Origin of the sequence: uncultured Amphritea sp., from assembly GCF_937127095.1 — a bacterium.
Classification (GTDB): domain Bacteria; phylum Pseudomonadota; class Gammaproteobacteria; order Pseudomonadales; family Balneatricaceae; genus Amphritea.
On the sequence record NZ_CAKZLP010000024.1, the window covers coordinates 65,192 to 86,304 of the forward strand.

Annotated in this window: 18 protein-coding genes and 1 other RNA gene; 9 read left to right on the forward strand and 10 right to left on the reverse strand. The window is 52.4% G+C overall.

Annotation, left to right across the window (positions count from 1 at the left end; all coding sequences use genetic code 11):
* Positions 1 to 175: 175 nt before the first annotated feature.
* The 4 genes from Q0499_RS06185 to Q0499_RS06200 form a co-directional block, all read right to left on the reverse strand.
* Positions 176 to 1,435 carry a UbiH/UbiF/VisC/COQ6 family ubiquinone biosynthesis hydroxylase gene (locus tag Q0499_RS06185; protein WP_299197314.1) on the reverse strand — a complete coding sequence of 420 codons (1,260 nt, stop codon included), beginning with the start codon at positions 1,433 to 1,435 and terminating at the stop codon, positions 176 to 178.
* 49 nt (positions 1,436 to 1,484) lie between these two features.
* A complete protein-coding gene (ubiH, locus tag Q0499_RS06190) occupies positions 1,485 to 2,792 on the reverse strand; it encodes a 2-octaprenyl-6-methoxyphenyl hydroxylase (protein ID WP_299197316.1) in 1,308 nt (435 codons plus the stop codon).
* Positions 2,793 to 2,858: 66 nt separating this feature from the next.
* Entirely contained in the window at positions 2,859 to 4,172 is a 1,314-nt protein-coding gene (gene pepP, locus Q0499_RS06195; protein ID WP_299197318.1) for a Xaa-Pro aminopeptidase, read from the reverse strand.
* Between the two features lie 18 nt (positions 4,173 to 4,190).
* Entirely contained in the window at positions 4,191 to 4,787 is a 597-nt protein-coding gene (locus Q0499_RS06200) for a UPF0149 family protein (RefSeq protein ID WP_299197320.1), read from the reverse strand.
* Between the two features lie 137 nt (positions 4,788 to 4,924).
* Between Q0499_RS06200 and Q0499_RS06205 the strand changes: the two genes are divergently transcribed.
* The 4 genes from Q0499_RS06205 (at position 4,925) to Q0499_RS06220 (ending at position 6,388) form a co-directional block, all read left to right on the forward strand.
* Positions 4,925 to 5,134 carry a DUF904 domain-containing protein gene (locus Q0499_RS06205; RefSeq protein ID WP_299197322.1) on the forward strand — a complete coding sequence of 70 codons (210 nt, stop codon included), beginning with the start codon at positions 4,925 to 4,927 and terminating at the stop codon, positions 5,132 to 5,134.
* Positions 5,131 to 5,430 carry a cell division protein ZapA gene (locus Q0499_RS06210; protein WP_299197324.1) on the forward strand — a complete coding sequence of 100 codons (300 nt, stop codon included), beginning with the start codon at positions 5,131 to 5,133 and terminating at the stop codon, positions 5,428 to 5,430. Before Q0499_RS06205 ends, Q0499_RS06210 begins: the two co-directional genes overlap by 4 nt.
* Positions 5,431 to 5,577: 147 nt before the next feature.
* Positions 5,578 to 5,757, forward strand: a non-coding RNA gene (gene ssrS, locus Q0499_RS06215) — 6S RNA.
* A 25-nt stretch (positions 5,758 to 5,782) separates the two neighbouring features.
* Complete coding sequence (locus tag Q0499_RS06220; RefSeq protein ID WP_299197326.1) at positions 5,783 to 6,388, forward strand: 5-formyltetrahydrofolate cyclo-ligase; 606 nt, start codon at positions 5,783 to 5,785, stop codon at positions 6,386 to 6,388.
* A gap of 6 nt (positions 6,389 to 6,394) precedes the next feature.
* Here the strand turns inward: Q0499_RS06220 and Q0499_RS06225 are convergent, their stop codons facing one another.
* The gene (locus tag Q0499_RS06225; RefSeq protein WP_299197329.1) at positions 6,395 to 6,520 is read right to left on the reverse strand and encodes a hypothetical protein; all 126 of its coding nucleotides are present in this window, start codon (positions 6,518 to 6,520) and stop codon (positions 6,395 to 6,397) included.
* A 185-nt stretch (positions 6,521 to 6,705) separates the two neighbouring features.
* Positions 6,706 to 7,626 carry an AEC family transporter gene (locus Q0499_RS06230; protein WP_299197331.1) on the reverse strand — a complete coding sequence of 307 codons (921 nt, stop codon included), beginning with the start codon at positions 7,624 to 7,626 and terminating at the stop codon, positions 6,706 to 6,708.
* Positions 7,627 to 7,911: 285 nt separating this feature from the next.
* Between Q0499_RS06230 and Q0499_RS06235 the strand changes: the two genes are divergently transcribed.
* Positions 7,912 to 8,424 (forward strand): ACT domain-containing protein, encoded by a 513-nt coding sequence (locus Q0499_RS06235; protein WP_299197333.1) that lies wholly within the window; start codon positions 7,912 to 7,914, stop codon positions 8,422 to 8,424.
* Positions 8,425 to 8,482: 58 nt separating this feature from the next.
* Here Q0499_RS06235 and Q0499_RS06240 read toward each other — a convergent pair whose 3' ends face one another.
* The 4 genes from Q0499_RS06240 to argH all read right to left on the reverse strand — a co-directional run bounded on the left by Q0499_RS06240 (position 8,483) and on the right by argH (position 16,514).
* Positions 8,483 to 10,465, reverse strand: a complete 1,983-nt coding sequence (locus tag Q0499_RS06240; RefSeq protein ID WP_299197335.1) for a methyl-accepting chemotaxis protein — start codon at positions 10,463 to 10,465, stop codon at positions 8,483 to 8,485.
* A gap of 183 nt (positions 10,466 to 10,648) precedes the next feature.
* Positions 10,649 to 12,628 (reverse strand): methyl-accepting chemotaxis protein, encoded by a 1,980-nt coding sequence (locus Q0499_RS06245; protein WP_299197337.1) that lies wholly within the window; start codon positions 12,626 to 12,628, stop codon positions 10,649 to 10,651.
* 306 nt (positions 12,629 to 12,934) lie between these two features.
* The gene (locus Q0499_RS06250) at positions 12,935 to 14,917 is read right to left on the reverse strand and encodes a methyl-accepting chemotaxis protein (RefSeq protein ID WP_299197339.1); all 1,983 of its coding nucleotides are present in this window, start codon (positions 14,915 to 14,917) and stop codon (positions 12,935 to 12,937) included.
* A 199-nt stretch (positions 14,918 to 15,116) separates the two neighbouring features.
* Positions 15,117 to 16,514, reverse strand: coding sequence for an argininosuccinate lyase (argH, locus tag Q0499_RS06255; RefSeq protein ID WP_299197341.1), 1,398 nt, complete (start codon positions 16,512 to 16,514; stop codon positions 15,117 to 15,119).
* Positions 16,515 to 16,700: 186 nt separating this feature from the next.
* Here argH and hemC point away from each other — a divergent pair, with 186 nt between their 5' ends.
* From hemC to Q0499_RS06275, 4 genes are read left to right on the forward strand one after another with little or no spacing between them, the layout of a single operon-like run.
* Positions 16,701 to 17,642, forward strand: coding sequence for a hydroxymethylbilane synthase (gene hemC / locus Q0499_RS06260; RefSeq protein WP_299197344.1), 942 nt, complete (start codon positions 16,701 to 16,703; stop codon positions 17,640 to 17,642).
* Positions 17,635 to 18,417, forward strand: coding sequence for a uroporphyrinogen-III synthase (locus Q0499_RS06265; RefSeq protein ID WP_299197346.1), 783 nt, complete (start codon positions 17,635 to 17,637; stop codon positions 18,415 to 18,417). The genes hemC and Q0499_RS06265 overlap by 8 nt, the downstream gene beginning before the upstream one ends.
* On the forward strand, positions 18,414 to 19,775 hold the full coding sequence (locus tag Q0499_RS06270) for a uroporphyrinogen-III C-methyltransferase (protein WP_299197347.1): 1,362 nt from the start codon (positions 18,414 to 18,416) through the stop codon (positions 19,773 to 19,775). The genes Q0499_RS06265 and Q0499_RS06270 overlap by 4 nt, the downstream gene beginning before the upstream one ends.
* Entirely contained in the window at positions 19,775 to 21,031 is a 1,257-nt protein-coding gene (locus Q0499_RS06275) for a heme biosynthesis HemY N-terminal domain-containing protein (protein ID WP_299197349.1), read from the forward strand. Before Q0499_RS06270 ends, Q0499_RS06275 begins: the two co-directional genes overlap by 1 nt.
* Positions 21,032 to 21,113: the final 82 nt, after the last annotated feature.

Consider the following 21,113-nt stretch of genomic DNA (forward strand, 5'->3'; position numbering starts at 1 on the left):
CTATTAATTATTATTCAGCGATAAAGCTAAGGGCAATATCTGAAAAGGGCAGACAATGTATATAGAATTATCTGCCAGTGCAAATTTTGCTCCCGGATTCGGGCTGATCTATTGGTCTATGCGTTTCTAATGGTTTGAATTTTCTGTAGGCATAAGAGTTTTATTCAGCCCGGGATTAATCTCTGACGGGTCGGCGAGCCAGGCGAGGCAGACTGCCACTTAACCCCATCGCCTGCTGGACAATATGATTTTTCACCGGCGACAGACTGTTCATCAGACTCATACCGGTATTACGTAATAGCCTCGGCAACGGATTACGGGTGTTAAATAAACGCTTAAAGCCCTCCATGGTTGCGGCCATCTGCAGATTTTCACTCTGCCGGGAACGCTGAAAGCGACGCAGATGATACTCCGAGTGCCAGTTCATGCCTTCAGCCAGACCATCGAGAATCGTTTCCGCCAGGGCAGCAGCATCCATCAGTCCCAGGTTTACCCCCTGGCCTGCCAGTGGATGGATCGTATGGGCCGCATCACCGATTGCGGCAAAGCCGGCTTTAACATACTGTTTTGCATGCCGCTGGCGCAGGGGAAAGACAAACCGCTGATCGGTATGGGTCACCGCGCCCAGACGCCCCTCAAAAGCGCGCTCCAACGCCTGACAAAACGTCTCATCATCCAGCTCCATCAGCGTTTTGGCGTGATCCGGTGAAGTTGACCAGACAATCGAGCTTAGATGGGCATCCGGCAGCGGTAAAAACGCCAGCGGACCATCCTCAGTAAAACGCTGCCAGCAGGTCGCCCGGTTCGGCTGCGCTGTAGTCACGGTAGTGACGATGGCATGATGGCCATAATCCCACTCCCACATACCGATACCGGCCATTTTGCGGGTATTCGATAAGGCACCATCCGCGGCGACCACGCAACGGGCCTTTAGCACTTCACCGTTATTCAGTGTCAGCATGCGATTACCATCGCTATCGGGCTCGGAAAGCTCCGTCAGCTGCACACCGACAGAGAGCTCACAGTTGTCCTGACTGAGAATCTGCTGCAGCAGCGCGGTCTGCGTCACCCGGTTTTCAACAATATGCCCCAGACAGGGTTCATGCAGTTCAGCACAGTCGAAGCGAATCTTGCCGGTGCCTTCACCATCCCAGACATCCATCGCCCGATAGGGCATCGCCCGCATCTCCGTTATCTGTGACCAGACGCCGGCCACCGTTAACACCTGCTGCGAAGCAACCGTGAGGGCACTGACCCGGGGATCATAGCCATTCTCTCGCTGGGACTGCTCCCATTCCCGAGCATTCGCCGGATCGATCTCCCGACTTTCAAGCACGCGGATTCGCAGACCACTCCCGGCCAGTAAAGCGGCCAGCGTCAGGCCTACCATACCGGCACCGACAATAACCAGATCTGTTTCGTTATGTTGTGTCATTCGAGTCCTCTCAGACTACTGATGAAAAACGAGGTGATAGAACGCCCGCTCAGTGCAGATCCGGGGTTGGCTGATCGAGCCCCATGGCACTGCGGGCAAAGACCGTTTTCGCCAGCGGACAGATATCCAGCAACTGCAAACCCGCGCTGCGCCCCAACGCCAGTAACGGATTATTATTAGAAAACAGCTTCATGGTCTTATCGCTGAAGCCGATCGTTTTCCGCTGATCCTGACGTACCTGCTCGGCAAAACGGGTCAGATGGTTGATATCCCCCAGATTGACGCCCGCTTCCCGGGCACGAATCAGCTCAGCAGCCAGCGTCACCACCCCACGCAGCGCCAGATTGTATCCCTGCCCGGCGATAGGATGCAGCGCATGGGCCGCATTGCCGAGCATGATAAGACCCTGGCGCACCTGTTCATCGGCAACACTGAGTTTCAGCGGATAACTATAGCGTTCCCCAACCCGGACAAATACCCCGGCGCGATAGCCGAAACGCTCATGCACCCGCTCGATAAACTCCCGGTCACTCAGTGCCAGCATCTCATCAATCTGATCATCGGGGATCGTCCACACCAGCCCCATCCGATGACGTCCCTCCTGCAGGGGCGATGATGACTCAGCCGCCGACAGTTCGGCCGGGGCCAACGCATCAAGCGACAGGTCTTCCAGCGGTAAAAGCGCCATCGGTCCGGTATCGGTAAAACGCTCATAGGCGATATTGTGATGGGGCGACTCGGGGCTGATATTGGTTACCAGGGCGTGCTGATGATAGCCCTTGTGCCGATAGCCAATCCCCAGTTGTTCACGCAGTTCGGAGCGGCCACCATCGGCCATCACCACCAGCTCTGCGGTCAGCCGGTGTTCCCGGCCCTCAGTCATCAGCGTCACCGCCATCTTGTCTGACAAGGTATTTACCGCAGTGACCTCAGCAGGACAGAGAAGATCAATATGCTGCGCATCAGGCTGAGCTAAGCGGTTCATCAACACCCGACCCAGCCAGTGATTCTCTACGACATAACCCAGCGCCGCGACATTCTCATCCCCGGCATTCAGTCGGGACACCCCAAACCGGCCCTTATCAGACACATGAATGTCGGTAATCGGACAGAGATGCTCACGCAGCTGCTCCCAGATACCGATCTGTTCATAGATCAGTCGGCTGCCATAGGCCAGCGCAGTCGCCCGGGCATCATAGCTGGGCTGATACGCAACACTACCGGCATCAGGCATAGGAAAGGCTTCAACCACGGCGATAGACAGTCCCAGCCGTTTACCGGCCGGGATCAGCGATGCGGCAAGACTGGCTCCCACCATACCGCCACCAATGATTAAAATATCGTAATGCTGCTTCATAATCGCCCGGGTTATTAAAACTGTGTATTGCCTTCAGAAGGCATGAATAAATACTTGAACTAACGTTTAGCAAGCCATTAACTGCTCGATCTCTGCCACACTTTTTGGCACACCGGCACTGAGAATCTCATAACCGCTTTCAGTCACCAGCACATCATCCTCAATACGGATGCCGATGCCACGCCATTTCTCATCCACATGCTCATTCTGTGGTGAAATATAGATACCCGGCTCTACGGTCATCACCATACCCGGCTCCAGTGGTCGCCAGTCGCCATTAATTTTATAGTCACCCACATCATGCACATCCATACCCAGCCAGTGGCCGATACGGTGCATATAAAACACTTTGTAAGCACCGCTCTCAATCAGCCCCTCAAGATCACCCTTGAGTAAGCCAAGATCGATCAGACCCTGGGTTAAAATCTTTACCGACAGGTCATGAATACTGATCCAGGGAGCGCCGGGGCGAATCGCTTCGATACAGGCCAGCTGTGACTTAAGCACCAACTCATAGATCGCTTGCTGTTCCGGGCTGAATTTTCCTGAGACCGGAAAGGTGCGGGTAATATCACCGGCATAGTAATCCAGCTCACAACCGGCATCGATCAGCACCAGGTCACCGCTTTTCAGCGCATCCCGGTTCTCGGTATAGTGCAGTACGCAGGCATTATCACCGCCACCCACAATCGAGGAGTAAGCTGGCAGACGGCAGCCGTTCATAGCAAAGTGATGGCTGATCTCCGCCTCCAGCTGATACTCAATCAGCCCAGGTTTACAGGCCTGCATCGCCCGCACATGCGCTTCGGCAGAGATACGTCCCGCAGCGCGCATCAGCTCAACCTCTTCTGCTGACTTAAACAGGCGCATCTCGTGCAACAGGTGATCCAGCATCACCATCTCACCGGGCGCAACCGCCCCCAGGCGGGCCTTCTTACGGATGCTGTTCAGCCAGTGACGCACCTGACCGTCGAGGGTTTCGTTAGTGCCCATAGAGTAATACAGACGCGTCTTGCCCTGTAACAGCTCAGCCATCTGCTCATCCAGCTCAGCAATAGGATACGCCTGATCTGCGCCGTACTGCTTGCACACCCCTTCAGGGCCTGCCCGATAACCGTTCCAGATCTCCATCTCCGGATCGCGGTCACGACAAAAGATCACGACCTGGCCTTCGCTACGACCGGGCATCAGCAACAGCAAGGCATCCGGCTCATTAAAACCGGTCAGATAATAAAAATCGCTGTCCTGCCGAAACGGGTATTCCACATCCCGGTTACGCGGCACTTCGCCGGCGGAGGGAATAATAGCAACACTCTCCGGACTCATTTTATCCATCAACTGCTGACGACGGGCGGCAAAACCTGACTGACTGATTTGCATCGGTGAAATGACTCCCTGTTAATGCAGCGTTGCACCCGGTGCAACGTTGTCTTGTGGTGGTGGAGCATTAAACTCACCAAAAATCATCATAGATGAGATACGCACATACTCCTGTAGTTCCATCAGATCAGACTCACTCTCTTCATCTGCCTCAGGCTCCAGCTCTATCTGGGCGATCTGCTCCATATCTGAAAGCGCTTCTTTCAGCTCATCCGATAGCGACTCATTGGTATGTCCGCCCTGCAAACCAAACCCGGTCAGATAACCCTGACACCAGCACCCCAGTGCTTCCGCCCGCTCCGGCATCGACATATCATCATCAGGCAACAGCAGCTGAAAACCAAAATCCCCCTGTTCCAGCTGCGCAATCACACCATCATAAAGATCGGTAAACGCCAGTTTCGACGATTCGTGACGAAATTCTGTAATATCGGTCAGCTCAGCCGCCAGCTTCAACCAGGCTTCATGACTAAACCGGGCACCGGCAGAAAGGTAACCACAGAGCAATCCATGCAGCTCTGCAGCACTACTGGTCATGCTATCTTCAGCGACCAGCACATCACATATTTCATAGTATTCAGGGAGAAATTCTTCAGGGGACTGCGTTTCAGGCATGGCGGTGCTACTCTGTATTGCTTAACATTTCAGGACTCATATCCTAGCACTTCAACTCCGAGGGCACCACGAAACAGCTCTCGATTACCAACCATTTTCCGCTTATTATACAGTCTCTGATAATTGAGTCTTAAACTATGTCTGCGCAAGCGTTCGATAAACTGGAACAACAGATTAATACGCTGATCCGGCACTGCCAGCAACTTGAGCAGTCAAACCGGGATCTGCACCTGCAAATCTCTGCACTGAAAGAGGAGCGTCATCAGCGCCTTCAGATTGCCGGCCAGACCGAGCAGAAAATCGAAGCGATGATCAGCCGCCTTAAAACACTGGAGCAGCAGGCATGAGCAGTTCTCCCCGAAACATCTCCGTCACCCTGCTGGGAAAAGAGTATGTGGTCGCATGTCCGGCAGAGGCGGAAGGCGAGCTACTAAAAGCGGCAGCCTACCTGGACAAAAAGATGCAGGAGATCCGCGCCGGAGGACGCATCTTCGGTACAGAAAAAGTTGCCGTGATGGCAGCCCTGAATATCACCTATGAACTGCAATCAAGCCAGACAGCCGAACGAGAAGCGGCCAATCTCCGTCTGGATCAACTGAGCCAACTGATTGAACAGACCCTGCCAGACAATGCTCGCACCTGAAAAACGCTTTCTTGCGGGTGAATATTTTTCATCTTAAATAAATACACTTATTTTTCATGCGCTTATAAATCTGGCTATTTTTGCAAATAGCACAGTTAAGTTTTAATTCAAGGCTGACTTTCCGTTTCGGAAAGGTATAATGAGATCAGCTCCCTGAGGTTATTGGTAGTCTGATTTAGTCCCTTGAGCCGATAATCACACTTTTGGAAGCTTCCTGGTTAACTGATGTGCATGTCCGCCAGACGGAAAGCCTAATTTTTACCGGAAGCTGCCACCTTGAACCTTCGGGTTCAGGGCCGATCTCAGCGCCGCAACCTTGGGGAGTCTTTTCTTTTTCTTCTGCACCTACACCATGAATAAAGCTCCGGACTTCAAACAGAATCTGCGTCGACAGATGCGCAAATCGCGCCGCAGCTTAACCCCTGCCGAGCAGCGTCAACACGCTCATGGATTACTCGCAACCCTGCGCCGCCTGACTCAGTTCCGTCGTAGCCGGAGCATCGCGTTATACCTTGCCAGCGATGGCGAGATCAGTGCCGAACAGGTTATCCACTACTGCCACAAACTCGGTAAGCAATGCTTTCTGCCGGTACTTCACCCGATTCGCCACAACCGCCTCTGGTTTATTCAATACAATAAAGACACCCGTCTGACCAACAACATCTATGGTATTAAAGAACCCGCACTGGTAAAGGCGCCACGACGCCCTGCCTGGGCATTAGACCTTGTCCTGCTTCCACTGGTGGCATTTGATGATGAGGGCGGTCGACTGGGGATGGGCGGTGGATACTATGATCGCACCTTTGCGTTTAAACAGGGCTGGCGCAAAGACAGGGGAACCCGGCTGATCGGGTTGGCGCATGATCTGCAAAAAGTTGATCAACTGAAAACAGAAAGCTGGGACATACCACTCGAAGGCGTGGCCACCGAGCAACGTTTTTACCGCGCTGCCCGATAACGGGATTTAGTTGTTGAACACCTGACCCACCAACGAAACAAACTCGATATCGGCATGACTGACACCCGTAAAAACGGTTCCCAGTACAAATACAACGATCAACACGGCAACTAGATCTGGTCCTTTTTTCATTTTTTACTGCTCGGAAAGTTTAATTCACTAAGTCAAAAGCGCGCACATTCTTCCACAAAAGAAAAAAAACACAAGCATTTTTACTATGCCTTTTTAAGAAGTTACACGCACTTTATCGACAAATGCTTTAAAAGCTTAAGAAAAGACACCATTTTCATGAAATAAGTTCCATTTTTTTCAGAAAATCACAGAAAAAACGGAAAAATCGACAAAATAACCGGCATCATCACCATTGAGAGCAGTGTTTGTCCGGTAATGATCGCGGACATCAGCACCGCATCCCCACCCAATTGTCGTGCAAGAATATAGGCTGAGGGAGCTGTTGGCAGCGCACTGAACAGCACCAGCACCTGAGTCACCTCAGGAGAGATTGCCAGCAAACGACATATCAGCACCATCAGACAGGGAAACAGCAGCAGTTTGATTGCACTGCTGTAGATCACCGCGCCACCCGCCTGACGTAATGCCGTAAGGTTCAGTCCCGCACCCACGGCCAGCAGAGCCAGAGGCAGCGCGATACCGCTCAGCAGTCCGGCCACCGATGCCACCATCCACGGCAAGCCCAGCCCACTAAGGTTGAGGAATATGCCCACAAAACAGGCAATAATCAGCGGATTTTTGACCACCGCCAGCAAGGCACTCATATAGCCCGCATCTTCACGGGTGTAGAGACTAAAAATAAGCACGCACAGCAGATTCAGCAACGGCACCATCACCGCAATAATCACCGCAGCAACCGCCACCCCGGTATCACCGAATAAGGCAGCGCTGGACGCTAGTCCGACATAAGTATTAAAGCGCATTCCTCCCTGATATACAGAGGTAAAACGGCTGTTGGTCATTGGTTTTAGCCGCTGAATACTCAACAGTGTCAGCGTCCCGATAGACATTAACAGCACAATCGCCAGCGCAACCTCAGCCACCGGAACGGCTCCGACATCGGCTAAGCTCAGTTTATAGACCAGCAGCGTCGGAAACAGCAGAAAGTAGATCAGTTTTTCGGCAGGCTCCCAAAAGCCATCACCGGGAAACCCGGCCCGACGGACAATATGCCCGACACATAACAGTGCAAAAACAGGCCATAAGGCAGTTAGAATCTCATTCATCTGTGTATATAATCCTTTAGCACTCAGGATAGGTCCCGTGACTGCTTTACCCGCTATGCACCCTACGACTGCAACCGTCTTAGCATAAATTGCGGGATTATGAGGTGATCCGGACTCATTGTCAGCACTTTTAGCACCACTTTTTTGCAGCGGCAGCTATGCTTCTGTCAGTGATCCGGATAATGAGTCAGGACTCATCCCAAGGAGCCAATAACAGGAAATGATCGCCGGCATCATAGGGGACAGCGATTCCGGTCTGGATATACTTTACAGGAGCAAACCACAATGACATCCCTCGTATTGACAATAATAGCCCGGGACAAACCCGGCCTGGTAGAACAACTGTCCCTGACCATCGCCAACAATGGCGGCAACTGGCTGGAAAGCAGCATGTCCCGTCTGGCGGGCAAGTTTGCCGGTATTCTGATTGTTTCCGTTGCCGAAGAACAGGCTGACATCCTACTCGATGCCCTGCGCAAACTGGAATCTCAGGGGCTCAAAGTGGTTGCCGAACGCAGCCAGGAAAGTGAAACCTTAACCGACAGTAACAATATCACTCTGGAACTGATCGGCCATGACAAGCCCGGTATCGTGCGGGAGATCTCTCAGGCACTGAGCCGTTACAATATCAATGTTGAACGACTCTCCACTGAGCTGGTCAGCGGTTCTATGTCGGCTGAGGAGTTGTTTAAAGCGGATGCGGATCTTACGGTGCCAGCGGGGGTTGATCTGGATGATCTGCAGCAGTCTCTGGAAGCGATTGCCAACGATCTGATGGTAGATATCACCCTCAACTGATTCGCCCCTCTGGTGCAAAAAAGCCCGCATCGTGCGGGCTCCTTTGTTTGCCAGAGGATCAGCTAATGGAGAAACGCGCCAACAATGTTTGCTGCTGACGGGCCACATCCAGCAGCGTCTGACTGCTATCCGCAGCACCTTCGGCACCTTTTGAGGTTTCCGCAGCAGCAGTGCTGATGGAGACCAGCGTCTGGCTAACTTCGGCCACAGCATCCCGCTGCTCGTTTGCGGCGGTTTCGATATAGGTGTTCAACTCGCGAATATGCGCTACCGCATCGTTCATCGATTTTAATACCCCGTGTGACCGCCCCGCCTGATCAACACAGTTCTGGGTTTGCGTATAACTCTGATCCATTACTTCGGACACCCGCTGTATGGCGTTCTGCATATTGCCCACCATACTCTGGATATCCTGAACCGAGTCACGGGTGCGCCCGGCAAGCGCCCTTACCTCATCTGCCACTACGGCAAAGCCACGCCCCTGCGAACCGGCACGCGCCGCTTCGATCGCCGCATTCAACGCCAGTAGGTTAGTTTTTTCCGCAATATCCTGAATCGTGGTCAGAATCATCACGATCTGATTGCCAAACGCCGCCATCTCTTTACTCACCCCCATCGCCTGATCAATCCCCTGCGCCTGGGTTTCAATACTACTGACGGTTTCCAGCATCTGCTGGCTGACATCCTGACTCAGTACTTCAAACTCATGCACCGCACTCAGAGTGGTTTTACTGTGCTCAGCCACTTCGGCAACACTGTGTTCCATCTCTACAGCAGCCGAGGAGGTTTGTTCCAACTGCATGCTTTGCATATTCATAGACAGGGTCGTCTGCTCACTGATCATGGCATTCTGATTGGCCACACTGGACAACCGCTCAGCGCCTTCAGCCACCTGTTTGAGGATATCCTTCAGCCCTGCAACAACCTCATTAAGATAACCACTCAGATCGCCAAACTCATCCTGACGGTACACCTCAAAAATAACATTCAGGTCACCCTCACGAAGCGCACCTAACCCAGTGTGAATATGCGATAACGGCCCACGAATCGTTCTCACCAGCACCACCGCGATGATCAGCGCAAACAGTACCGCCCCTGCGGATAAGCCTAATATGCCGATATGACTGAAATTCACCAACTGCTGAGCTTCATCCCGCGCATTACCCGCCAGTTGATTGTTCGCTGCGATAAAGGCGTTCATCGACTCCCGTGCCTGAGCGATCAGCTGATCGGTCTGCTGCAGACTCTGCTCCAGCTTTACTGCGGACGCGGCCTGCTGGCGATAATAGTCAACCAACCCACCTTCCTGATAAAGGTGATTGTTGATCGAAGTGATGGTGCGCTTCAATAGCTGAGCACTCGGCGCCACCGGCTCCACTGCCTGCAAGGCTGCAGTCAGTGAACCAGCGTCGTCCAGCAGTACCTTATTCAGTTTTTCAATATCATTGGTCCGTTGAAAGTCCACCAGCTGAAAGCGGCGCATACGGAACTGTACTATCAGATCTTCCGCTTTTCTCAGCACCTCACCATCCACCCCGTTTTCATAGAGGGATTGAGTCCACAGATTCAGCGTATTGCCCAGCGACTGGAAGTCGATCTCCGCCTGTCGGGTCTGGAACTCGAGAATCAATGCCTGCTTGCGGTCGTTCATCACCGCCTCAGTGATCTTAAAAAACTGCTCACTAGCCAGCTGCACTTCTTCAAGACTGGCTTTAAGCTCTGGGTTACCGGCTACTTTCTCCGTGACCTGCGCCTGTGTTTCATTGAACTGAACGATTCTGGCTTTAACCGCTTTCTTTTTACTATTCAGATCTTTAATCCGGTTCTGAGACAGTGCGGCAAAGAGTTCTGAGTTAACCTCTTCCAGATAGACCAGCTGCTGGAAGCTGCCCGAGAGTGACGGGATGACATTATCAGACACCGTGAAGAAATGGTTTGAGATGGTTCTGCTGCCAAGCAGACCACCCGCCCCGACGACGATGATAAAAATCACCATCAAAACAAAACCAGTGATAAGTTTGTGGGTGATATTCAGTCTCATGTGTGCTCCGGCATCCAGCCTCATAACAAAGCTCGTGTTGATTGTTTTTCTATTGAAGGTATCCGCACCTGAAAGTCAATTTCCCCTGTATCAACGATCTTATTCGCTTTCTACAGCGGGGTAATAAAACTACAGAAAGCCACCAGGGAAACCCAGAGCGGCTATAGCGTCACCATAACACTGTCAGATCGAGAAACTCGCCAGTAACGACTGCTGCTGACGGGCAACATCAAGCAGTGTCTGACTACTCTCAGCAGCACTTTCCGCCCCTTTAGTCGTCTCCGCTGCAGCGTTACTGATTGATACCAGTGTCTGACTGACTTCTGCCACCGCATCAGTCTGCTCACGGGAAGCTGTTTCGATAAAGGCATTAAGATCACGGATATGTGCAACCGCTTCATTCATTGCCTGAAGCACCACCTGCGACCTGCCCGCATGCTCAACACAGGTCTGGGTTTGCGTATAACTCTGATCCATCACCTCAGACACCCGCTGTATGGCGTTCTGCATATTGCCTACCATATCCTGAATATCCTGAACCGAATCTGAGGTGCGCCCGGCAAGCGCCCTTACTTCATCGGCCACTACCGCGAAACCACGCCCCTGAGTACCAGCCCGCGCCGCTTCAATCGCCGCATTCAGCGCCAGTAGATTGGTTTTTTCAGCGATGTCCTTAATCGTTGTCAGAATCATTACGATCTGATTACCAAACGCAGACATCTCCCGGCTGACACCCATCGCCTGATCGATCCCTCGGGCCTGGGTTTCAATACTGACAATGGTCTTCTGCATCTGCTGACTAACATCATTGCTCAGGCCTTCAAACTCATGCACCGCATTCAGTGTCGTTTTACTGTGCCCTGCTACTTCAGATACGCTATGTTCCATCTCAACTGCGGCAGATGAGGTCTGTTCCAGTTGCATACTTTGCATGTTCATAGACTCAGTCGTCTGCTGGCTTATGGTGGCATTATTGTTAGCAACCATCGATAGCCGTTCAGCGCCCTCTGCAATCTGCTGTAATATTGATTTAAGGCTTGCGACAACCTCATTCAGATAACCACTCAGATCACCAAACTCATCCTGGCGGCTGACATCAAATACAACGGTTAGATCACCACCACGCACCGCGCTCAAACGTTCACGGATATGCGCCAGCGGCACACGAATGGTCTGCACCAGCAAAAACGCAACAATCAAAGCAAAGATCACCGCACCTATCGACAGTGCAACGATCCACAACCGCCCGACATACACTTCCTGATCAGCCTGACTCTGCGCCTGATTGAGAATCTGGTTGTTCTTGGTGATAAAATCTTCAACGGCAGCACGGGTCTCTGCTATCAGTTTATAAGTCTGCTGCAAACGAGCCACCTGAGCTTCCTCGGCAGCGCTCATAGTTCGCAGATAGGCAACCAGCCCTTCGTCGCCGTAGAACTGCTGTTCAAAAACATTAATGTCGTCCAGCGATGAACGGAACGGGCCACCTAAGCGAATAATCTCTTCATAACCGGTTCGAATATCGCCCTTTCGGGTTGCCAGAACTTTATCCAGCCGGGCCATCGTTTTTGTCCGGGTGAAGTTCATCAGCCGGGAGCGGAAAATCCCCAGCGTTTTCGCTAATTCCTTGCCCGCCGCGGCAACAGGGGTTCCGCTGTGATCAACCTGCAGCTTGCTTAGGGAGGTTGAAAGGGCATTGTCTACATTGCGCAGTTTGATATCCGCATCAATAATATGCCGCTCGTTATCGAGCATATTTTTCTGCTCCCCCAACACCGTGTCCGCCAGGGTAAAGTACTGATCGACCAGTACCGCCACCTGATTCAATGACTCAGTCAGCGCGGGATCATGGGACACACGGGCGGCTAATGCCTGCTGCTCAGTACTGAATGCTTCAAGCTGCTGTTTGAAAGACTCTCGCTGCAGGTTCAGCTCCCGAACCCGCTTCTGCGATAACGCAGCAAACAGCTCGTTGTTGGCTTCCTCCAGTCGCACCAGCTGCCGTAAGCCATCGGTCAGAGAGGGCACAACATTCTGCGTAACGTTCTGGAACTTTTGTGAAATCAGTTGGATGGCACCGACACCTCCGGCACCCACTACGATGATGAAAACTACCATCAGGACAAATCCAACAATCATTTTATGGGTGATATTCAGTCTCATGTTTGCTCCACCGTTCCGGCTATCTGAGAAAGCTCTTGTAACGTGTGTATGTAATTAGGCATAGAATGTTTAATAGCTGAATCTACCCTGTAGTTCAACTAAGGTGTTATACCAACATCCCAAGCTGGGTAATAAAACTACAGAAAACTGCCAGGGCTGATCCGAAAATCCGTTTTTAGCGGTCGATAGTTATATCTGAACCGATGCCGACAATCCCTATTCAGTACGGATAAAGTCTCCATTAATGAAAGGCATAGAAAGAAAAAAACCGCATTAAGCGGCTTTTTAACTAAAGGTTTGATCATTTCAGCTGATTGCAAATCGCGCCAGTAACGCTTGCTGCTGCTGCGCCACACCCAGTAATTCCTGGCTGCTTGCTGATGCACTGGCAGCCCCTTGCGAGGTTTCAGCTGCAGCGGTATTGATCGATACCAAAGTCTGACTGACCTCTGCCACTGCTTGCGCCTGCTCATTAGCAGCGGTCTCAATGAAGGCATTCAGGTCACGGATATGGAACACCGCATCATTCATCGACCGAAGCAATTCCTGTGACCGGCCAGCCTGCTCGACACAGTTCTGGGTTTGCTCAAAACTCTGATTCATCACCTCTGAGACCCGGGTAATCGCGTTTTGCATATTACCGACCATATCCTGAATATCCTGCACCGAGTCACGGGTACGACCTGCCAGGCTTCGCACTTCATCCGCCACCACAGCAAACCCCCGACCCTGCTCTCCCGCCCGGGCAGCCTCTATCGCTGCATTCAACGCCAATAGATTGGTTTTTTCTGCTATATCCTGAATCGTCGTCAGAATCATAACGATCTGATTACCAAACGCCGACATCTCATTACTCACCCCCATCGCCTGATCGATACCTTTTGCCTGGGTTTCAATGCTGTCAATCGTATCAAGCATCTGCTGGCTGACGTTCTGGCTTAACGTCTCAAACTCATGCACTGCCTGTAAAGTGGTTTTACTATGACGGGCAACCTCAGCAACACTGTGCTCCATCTCTACCGCAGCAGACGAGGTTTGCTCAAGTTTCATACCCTGTGAACTCATCGCGTCGGTGGTTTGCTGACTGATCGCTGCATTATTGTTGGCCACGCTGGATAACCGGTTTGCACCGATAGCGACTTGCTGAAGAATATCGCGAAGCCCTGCAACAACAGTATTCAGATAACGGCTCAGATCTCCGAATTCATCTTGTCGATGCACCTCAAACGTAACATTAAGATCGCCCTCATTCAGACGACTTAACCCTGTGTGTATATGCGCCAGTGGAGTACGAATCGTCTGTACCAAGGCAGCGGCAATCAAAACACCAAAGAAAACCGCGCCTAGAGACAGACCACCTATCCAGATACGCCCCAGAAAAACCTCTTCATCCGTTTTATTATCTGCCTCTGACAACATTGCCCGATTCAGGGATATGAAGTTTTCCATAGCCGCCTGAGTCTGCTCTATCAACCCATAAGTCTGATTCAACTTTTCCGCCTGGTCAGCCTGAGCATTGGTCATCTGTCGCAAAACTGAAATTAACCCATCTTTGCCATACAAGTGATCCTGAATAGCGTTAATCTGGTCCAGTGCGAAGCGAAAGTTGCCACCCTTAGCGATAACCTCATCGTATCTTTCTGTCAGTTTTCCTGTACTGCTTTCGAGAAACTTATCCAGAGACGCCATATCCTGAGTACGTTTAAAATCCATCAGGCGGTAATTATAGGTAGCCATCATCCGGCCAACGGACTTAACAGCCTTAGCTGCCGGGGTGTCACTCTCATCTAACAAAAATTTATTCAATGACCCGTTCAGTGAGCTTTCCAGTCCCCGATACTGAATGTCAGATTCGATGGCTAGCCGTTCAAGCAGAAGAATACGGCTCTGCTGGGTTAATGTCGTGTCCGCAAGAGCAAAATACTTTTCAACCAGATCATCAACGTTGTTCAGCGCGGTCACCAGTTCGTTCTGTCCTTTTACCCGCTCGGCTAAAAGATTCTGATCCGACTTAAAGCTTTCCAGCTGTTCTTTGAACATCGTGCTCTGCTGGTTGAGGTCCTCAACTTTCGTTTGCGACAACGCGGTAAACAGTTGACGACTTGTCGATTCCAGGCGGGTCTGTTGGCGCAGGCTACCGGTCAGTGAAGGCACAACATTATGCGCGACATCCTGAAACTGATTCGATAGCAGATGAATAGCACCCAACCCACCCACTCCGACTACGATGATAAAAACGACCATCAAAGCAAAGCCAACAATCATCTTATGGGTGATATTTAGTCTCATTTGAACTCCGCTATCTAGTTATTATTTTGGCTCTTAACACTGCATTTTTACAATCGAGGGATAGCCTGGGCCTGGATCAGATAATTTACCTCAGCAGTGCTACCAACGACGTAAGTAAATACCCCAATATGAGTAATAAACTTACAAAAAAACCCGCTAAGGCGACAACCATAGCGGGTCCGGTAAAGCATTTAGTTGATCAACTGCGCTGCGCGAGCATCTCTTCAGCACGGTCGCAGGCCTGACGCACCTGATTCGGTGCAGTACCGCCAATATGATCACGGGCACTGACAGAGCCGTCCAGGGTCAGCACTTCAAACACATCACCGCCGATCTGATCGGAGAACTGTTGCAGCTCTTCCAGACTCATCTCACCCAGATCTTTGCTCTGCTGAATGCCGTAGGCAACCGCTTTGCCGACAATTTCATGGGCATCACGGAACGGAATTCCCTTACGTACCACATAGTCGGCCAGATCGGTGGCTGTGGAGAAGCCACGCAGCGCCGCTTCACGCATATTGTCGCGCTTCGCTTCAATCGCCGGCACCATATCAGCAAATGCACGCAGACAGCCTTTAATGGTATCGATCGCATCAAACAGCGGCTCTTTGTCTTCCTGATTATCTTTGTTGTAGGCCAGCGGCTGTGACTTCATCAGCGTTAACAAAGACATCAGGTGACCATAGACGCGGCCACTCTTACCGCGCACCAGTTCCGGTACGTCGGGATTTTTCTTCTGCGGCATAATAGAAGAACCGGTGCAGAAACGATCTGGCAGGTTGATAAAGTTAAACTGCGCAGAGGCCCACATCACCAGTTCTTCAGAGTAGCGGGTCATATGCATCATCATAATGCTGGAGGCGGCACAAAACTCGATAGCGAAGTCACGATCAGAAACAGAGTCCAATGAGTTCTCTGTCGGTGCGCTAAAGCCCAGCAACTCAGTGGTCATATGACGGTCAATCGGATAAGTCGTGCCCGCCAGTGCAGCAGCGCCCAGCGGCAGAATATTCACTCGCTTACGGCAATCCACGAAGCGCTCGTAATCACGGCTAAGCATCTCAAACCAGGCCATCAGGTGATGTCCAAAGGTCACCGGCTGTGCGGTTTGCAGGTGGGTGAAGCCGGGCATCACCGTGTCCGCTTCGAGACGGGCCAGACCCACAATACCCTGTTGCAGACGGGTGATTTCCAACAGAATATTATCGATCTCATCGCGAACATAGAGACGAATATCCGTGGCAACCTGGTCGTTACGGGAGCGGCCGGTATGTAGCTTCTTGCCGGTGATGCCGATCTTCTTGGTCAGCGCCGCTTCGATGTTCATATGCACATCTTCCAGCTCAATCGACCATTCAAAGTTACCGCTTTCGATATCGGTCTGGATCTCTTTCAGACCCTGGAGAATATCGGCACACTCCGCTTCAGTCAGCACACCTACCCTGGTGAGCATCTTCGCATGAGCAACAGAGCCACGGATATCCTGTTCATACATCCGCTGATCAAACTGAACAGACGCAGTAAAGCGGGCAACAAAGGCATCCGTTGGCTCATTAAAACGGCCACCCCATTGCTGGTTAGTTTTTTCTTCACTCATGCTGAAAACCTCAAATCTGTCATCCGCGCCGACGGCTAGCGGATCTTGTCCTGAATCAATGGCGGGCATTATACAGCAACCCGCCCCCTTCCCGCATGTCCGATCAGCTGTTACCCGCCCGCTTATCTGTTAAAATCGGTAATTATTTTGCGTAGCTGACCGGGCAACCGCCCTCCAGGACCCTGTATGACTGATAAAGTAATCCGTATTGCCACCCGTCAAAGCCCCCTCGCCCTGTGGCAGGCGGAATATGTAAAAGCCGAGTTAGAAAAGTTTCATCCCGGCATCAAGGTTGAATTGATGGGCTTTACCACTAAAGGGGACGTGCTGCTGGACTCGCCTCTGTCAAAAATTGGCGGTAAGGGTCTGTTCGTCAAAGAACTGGAAGTCGCGATGCTGGCGAATGAAGCCGATATCGCCGTGCACTCGATGAAAGATGTGCCGATGGAATTTCCCGAAGGCCTTGGCCTGGCAGTGATCTGCCCACGGGAAAAACCTACCGACGCCTTTGTCTCTAACCACTACAAAACAATAGATGAACTGCCCCAGGGCGCGGTCGTTGGTACCTCATCGTTACGCCGGGAAGCGCAGATTCGTGCCAAACGTCCCGATCTGCAGATCAAAACCCTGCGCGGTAACGTTAACACTCGCCTACGGAAACTAGACGAAGGCCAGTACGATGCCATTATTCTGGCAACAGCGGGTCTGATCCGTCTGGAAATGACCGACCGGATCGCCAGTGAAATCACCCCGGAAGAGAGTCTTCCCGCCGGAGGACAAGGTGCCGTGGGCATCGAATGCCGTACCGATGATGCAACCACCATCGCGTTGCTGAAACCGCTGCATGATGAGCAAACCGCTTACCGCGTCACTGCAGAGCGGGCCATGAATCGCCGTTTAGAGGGCGGCTGTCAGGTGCCTATCGCCTGCTATGCCACCCTCAATGATGCCGGTGATGAACTGTATCTGCGCGGCCTGGTGGCGAGTACCGATGGCACACGGATTCTGCGGGATGAGTTACGCAACACCCCGGAGAATGCCGAAGCGATGGGTATCGAACTGGCGGAACGCCTGTTGGATGCCGGTGCAGCTAAAATTCTGGCGGATGTATACCAGCAGAATGCCTAAACCCCGGATACTGGTCACCCGCCCGGCACATCAGGCACCCGGTCAGGCAGCGTTGCTGGCCGAGCTGGGGCTTGACCCGGTGCTGTTGCCGCTGCTGGAGATCACACCTGTAAACGAGTCCGATCCGGCGTTTCCTTTTGTGAAAAGCCGGATTATGGATCTGGACCTCTACCACAGTGTAATTTTCATCAGCGCCAATGCGGTAAGTGCCGGAATGGACCTGATCGATCAGTACTGGCCGCAACTGCCAGTCGGAATAGAGTGGCTGGCAATTGGTGAGCAAACCGCCAGCAAACTCAACGAATTTGGTATCAGCGCAACCAGATCACCCGCTGGTTATGATTCGGAAGCGCTCCTCTCATTGCCCCGCCTGCAACAGATGGATGGTAAAAAGGTGCTGATCATGCGCGGCGCAGGGGGACGGGAAACCCTCGCCGAACAACTGAGCCAGCGTGGCGCCCGGGTTGACTATGCCGATCTCTACCGCCGCAGCCTTCCCCACTATACCTCCGCGCAGATCAGCAGTACTATCAGTGATTCACCCCTTGCAGCGGTACTGGTCACCAGTGGGGAAGCGGTCAGCAACCTCGACCAACTGATCACAGATCACCGTCTCGGGGCACTGAAACATACAACATTGGTGGTACCCAGTGAGCGAGTTGCCCGAATTGCGGACGAGTTAGGCTATACTCGGGTTATTACCGCCAGTGGGCCAGATAATCAGGCGATGGCAGAAACAGTTTTATCGACTATCGATATGGATGACAGAACATGAAAAAAAGCGGGAATAACAATCCAGCCACTTCCGATAAGCCAGAAGAAGTGATTGAGGGAGAGCTGATCGAAAAGGAGAGCACCCCCGCCAATGAGCAAGAGACCCAAAAGAGTGATGCGGATAACGCCGCGGCTAACGAAAGCCCGGTTAATGAACGCTCTGTAGATGAAGGCTCGGCAAATAAGAGCTCTGCAGAAAAACCAGCCCCTCAGAAACCCTCTGAGAAGCCAGTCGATAAGCCCGCAAATAAAACCCAGCAAGAACCACCCAAAACCAAAGCAACAGCGACAGCCGCGCCGGTCAAAGATCAGCCTAAACCAAAAGCCAGCTGGGCAGGCCGAGTCGCACTACTGCTGGCGCTGATTGCCCTGGCAGGTGTCGGTTACCTTTACTGGCTGCAACTCCAGGCGGGCAGCCTGATACAGCAGAGCCAGCAAAGCGCCGCTGCCGAACTCAACGGCACCCTGGAAAAAAACCAGCAACAGCTTAATCAGCAGATCGGTACTCTCAACCAGAAGTTGTCTGCCCTGCAGAGCAAATCCACCCAGGATCAGTCTAATATCAACGAACTGCAGAACCGTCTGACCCGCAGCATTCAGCAAGTCACCGCGGCCCAGAAAAATGACCGGGCAGACTGGCTGCTGGCCGAAGTAGAGTATCTGCTGCGACTCGCCAACCAGCGTGTACTGATGGAGCAAACACCGAACGGCGCACTGCAGCTGCTGCGCTCCGCCGATAAGATTCTCAGCGAAACCGACGATGTCACCATCTACGATATCCGCAAAGCGGTTGCTGCAGACATCGCAGCACTGGAAGCGGTGCCAAAACTGGATACCGAAGGCGTCTTCCTGCGACTGGGCGCTCTCAGCGCACAGGTGGATCAGCTGCAGGTGATCCCGCTAACTGAACAACACAAACTGCCAGAACTGCTGGACCAGGTGAATAGCGAAGAGTTTGCCGCCAGCTGGAGCGCCGATATCAAACAGGCCTGGGCGACACTGTCAGACAAAGCCAGCAAACTAATCGTTATTCAGGATCGTAGCGAGCCGGTCGAGCCGCTGCTGTCACCCCAGCAAAGTTACTATCTGCAACAAAACCTGCACCTGATGCTGGAGCAGGCGCAACTTTCGCTGCTGCAACGCAAGCCGAAAAGCTACCTCAACAGCCTGACGAAGGCTCAGCAGTGGGTGGGGACTTACTTCGAACAAAACCACAGCAACACCCAGGCCCTGCTGAAAGCACTGAAAGATCTTGAGCAGGTTGAAGTTGCCCCCGAGATGCCGGATATCTCTGGTTCACTGGCCACCCTGAAAAGCTACCTGCAAGCGATGCGTAAGCTGAAAGAGGGAGCTGCCTGATGAAACGCATATTTATCCTGCTGCTGGCATTCATGTTTGCCGGCACCTGGATCGGTCAGAAGATGATCCAGGACTCCGGCTATACCCTGTTCGCCTACGGCCAGACCACTATAGAGATGAGCCTGTGGGTCTTTCTGGTGCTGATAGTTGCGCTGTTTTTTGCGCTGCACTGGGGCATCAACCTGTTCAAACGCTCCCTCAAGTCAGGTTCACATCTGCGCCTCTGGAGCGGCAGCCGTAAAAGCCGCATCGCCCATGACAAAACACTTAAGGGCCTGATCGCCCTGTCTGAAGGAAACTGGTGGAAAGCCCAGCGCCTGTTATCCATGTCTGCAGATAACGCCGACCTGCCGTTGATCAACTACCTGGCAGCGGCCCATGCAGCACAGGAGCAAGGGGATGAGAAAGCCTGTGATGAACTGCTGCAGAAAGCTAAAGTGTCGACTCCGGAAGCAGAGATCGCTGTCGGTATCAACCAGGCACAGACCCAACTGGCCCGGGGCCAACTGGAACCCAGTCTTGCCACTCTGCTGAGCCTGCGTAAAAAAGCACCAAAAAATACCTATGTGATGAAGCTGCTACGCAAAGTCTATATTCAACTGAATGACTGGCGGGCGGTGCAGCAACTGATTCCTGAACTGCGTAAAAACAAGGCTCTGAAACCGGAGAAACTGCTGCAAACCGAGCAGCTCTGCTACCAGAAGCTGCTGGAACTCAGCATCATTCTGCCGGACAGCGCGTCTTCCGAAGAGAAACGTAAAGCCCTGGCAGAGACCTGGCACAACATGCCCGGCCAGCTGACCCAGGATGATGTGCTGGCACGCCACTACACCCGTCTGCTGGTCAATATCGGCGCAGAAGCCAAAGCGGAACCGGTCATCCGTGACCTGATTAAACGCAACTGGGACAACGAACTGGTCAACCTCTATGGACGTATCGAAGGGGAAAACCTGAAGAAACAGCTGGAGACAGCCCGCGGCTGGCTCAAAGATGACCCCCTCAACCCCGACCTGCTGCTCACCCTGGGACGCCTGTCACAACGCAATCAGCACTGGGGCAAAGCGATCACCTACTTCGAACAAAGCCTGGAACAAAGCCCCAGAGCCGAAACCCTGAGCGAACTGGCCAGACTGCTGAAAAACCTCGGTGAGACGGACAAAATGCGCCAGCTAATGGATAAGCATCTGGGGGTTATCGGCGGTGGGCTGCCTGCACTGCCACTGCCGCAGAAAGGGACGAAGATCGCTCCTTTATAGAGCAGTTGCTAGACGTCGCTTCGCGACTTGCTCGTAGCTAGAAAAAGCGGAAAGAAAAAAGCGTGAACACAAGAGAGCCCCG

Bases quoted from the DNA above. Each gene is read 5' to 3' on its own strand.
- Q0499_RS06225 (WP_299197329.1), bottom strand. From the start codon at position 6,520: ATGAAAAAAGGACCAGATCTAGTTGCCGTGTTGATCGTTGTATTTGTA.
- Q0499_RS06235 (WP_299197333.1), top strand. From the start codon at position 7,912: ATGACATCCCTCGTATTGACAATAATAGCCCGGGACAAACCCGGCCTG.
- Q0499_RS06210 (WP_299197324.1), top strand. From the start codon at position 5,131: ATGAGCAGTTCTCCCCGAAACATCTCCGTCACCCTGCTGGGAAAAGAG.
- Q0499_RS06185 (WP_299197314.1), bottom strand. From the start codon at position 1,435: ATGACACAACATAACGAAACAGATCTGGTTATTGTCGGTGCCGGTATG.
- Q0499_RS06270 (WP_299197347.1), top strand. From the start codon at position 18,414: ATGAAAAAAAGCGGGAATAACAATCCAGCCACTTCCGATAAGCCAGAA.
- ubiH (WP_299197316.1), bottom strand. From the start codon at position 2,792: ATGAAGCAGCATTACGATATTTTAATCATTGGTGGCGGTATGGTGGGA.
- Q0499_RS06275 (WP_299197349.1), top strand. From the start codon at position 19,775: ATGAAACGCATATTTATCCTGCTGCTGGCATTCATGTTTGCCGGCACC.
- Q0499_RS06200 (WP_299197320.1), bottom strand. From the start codon at position 4,787: ATGCCTGAAACGCAGTCCCCTGAAGAATTTCTCCCTGAATACTATGAA.
- Q0499_RS06240 (WP_299197335.1), bottom strand. From the start codon at position 10,465: ATGAGACTGAATATCACCCACAAACTTATCACTGGTTTTGTTTTGATG.
- hemC (WP_299197344.1), top strand. From the start codon at position 16,701: ATGACTGATAAAGTAATCCGTATTGCCACCCGTCAAAGCCCCCTCGCC.
- Q0499_RS06205 (WP_299197322.1), top strand. From the start codon at position 4,925: ATGTCTGCGCAAGCGTTCGATAAACTGGAACAACAGATTAATACGCTG.
- Q0499_RS06220 (WP_299197326.1), top strand. From the start codon at position 5,783: ATGAATAAAGCTCCGGACTTCAAACAGAATCTGCGTCGACAGATGCGC.
- Q0499_RS06230 (WP_299197331.1), bottom strand. From the start codon at position 7,626: ATGAATGAGATTCTAACTGCCTTATGGCCTGTTTTTGCACTGTTATGT.
- Q0499_RS06265 (WP_299197346.1), top strand. From the start codon at position 17,635: ATGCCTAAACCCCGGATACTGGTCACCCGCCCGGCACATCAGGCACCC.
- Q0499_RS06250 (WP_299197339.1), bottom strand. From the start codon at position 14,917: ATGAGACTAAATATCACCCATAAGATGATTGTTGGCTTTGCTTTGATG.
- Q0499_RS06245 (WP_299197337.1), bottom strand. From the start codon at position 12,628: ATGAGACTGAATATCACCCATAAAATGATTGTTGGATTTGTCCTGATG.
- argH (WP_299197341.1), bottom strand. From the start codon at position 16,514: ATGAGTGAAGAAAAAACTAACCAGCAATGGGGTGGCCGTTTTAATGAG.
- pepP (WP_299197318.1), bottom strand. From the start codon at position 4,172: ATGCAAATCAGTCAGTCAGGTTTTGCCGCCCGTCGTCAGCAGTTGATG.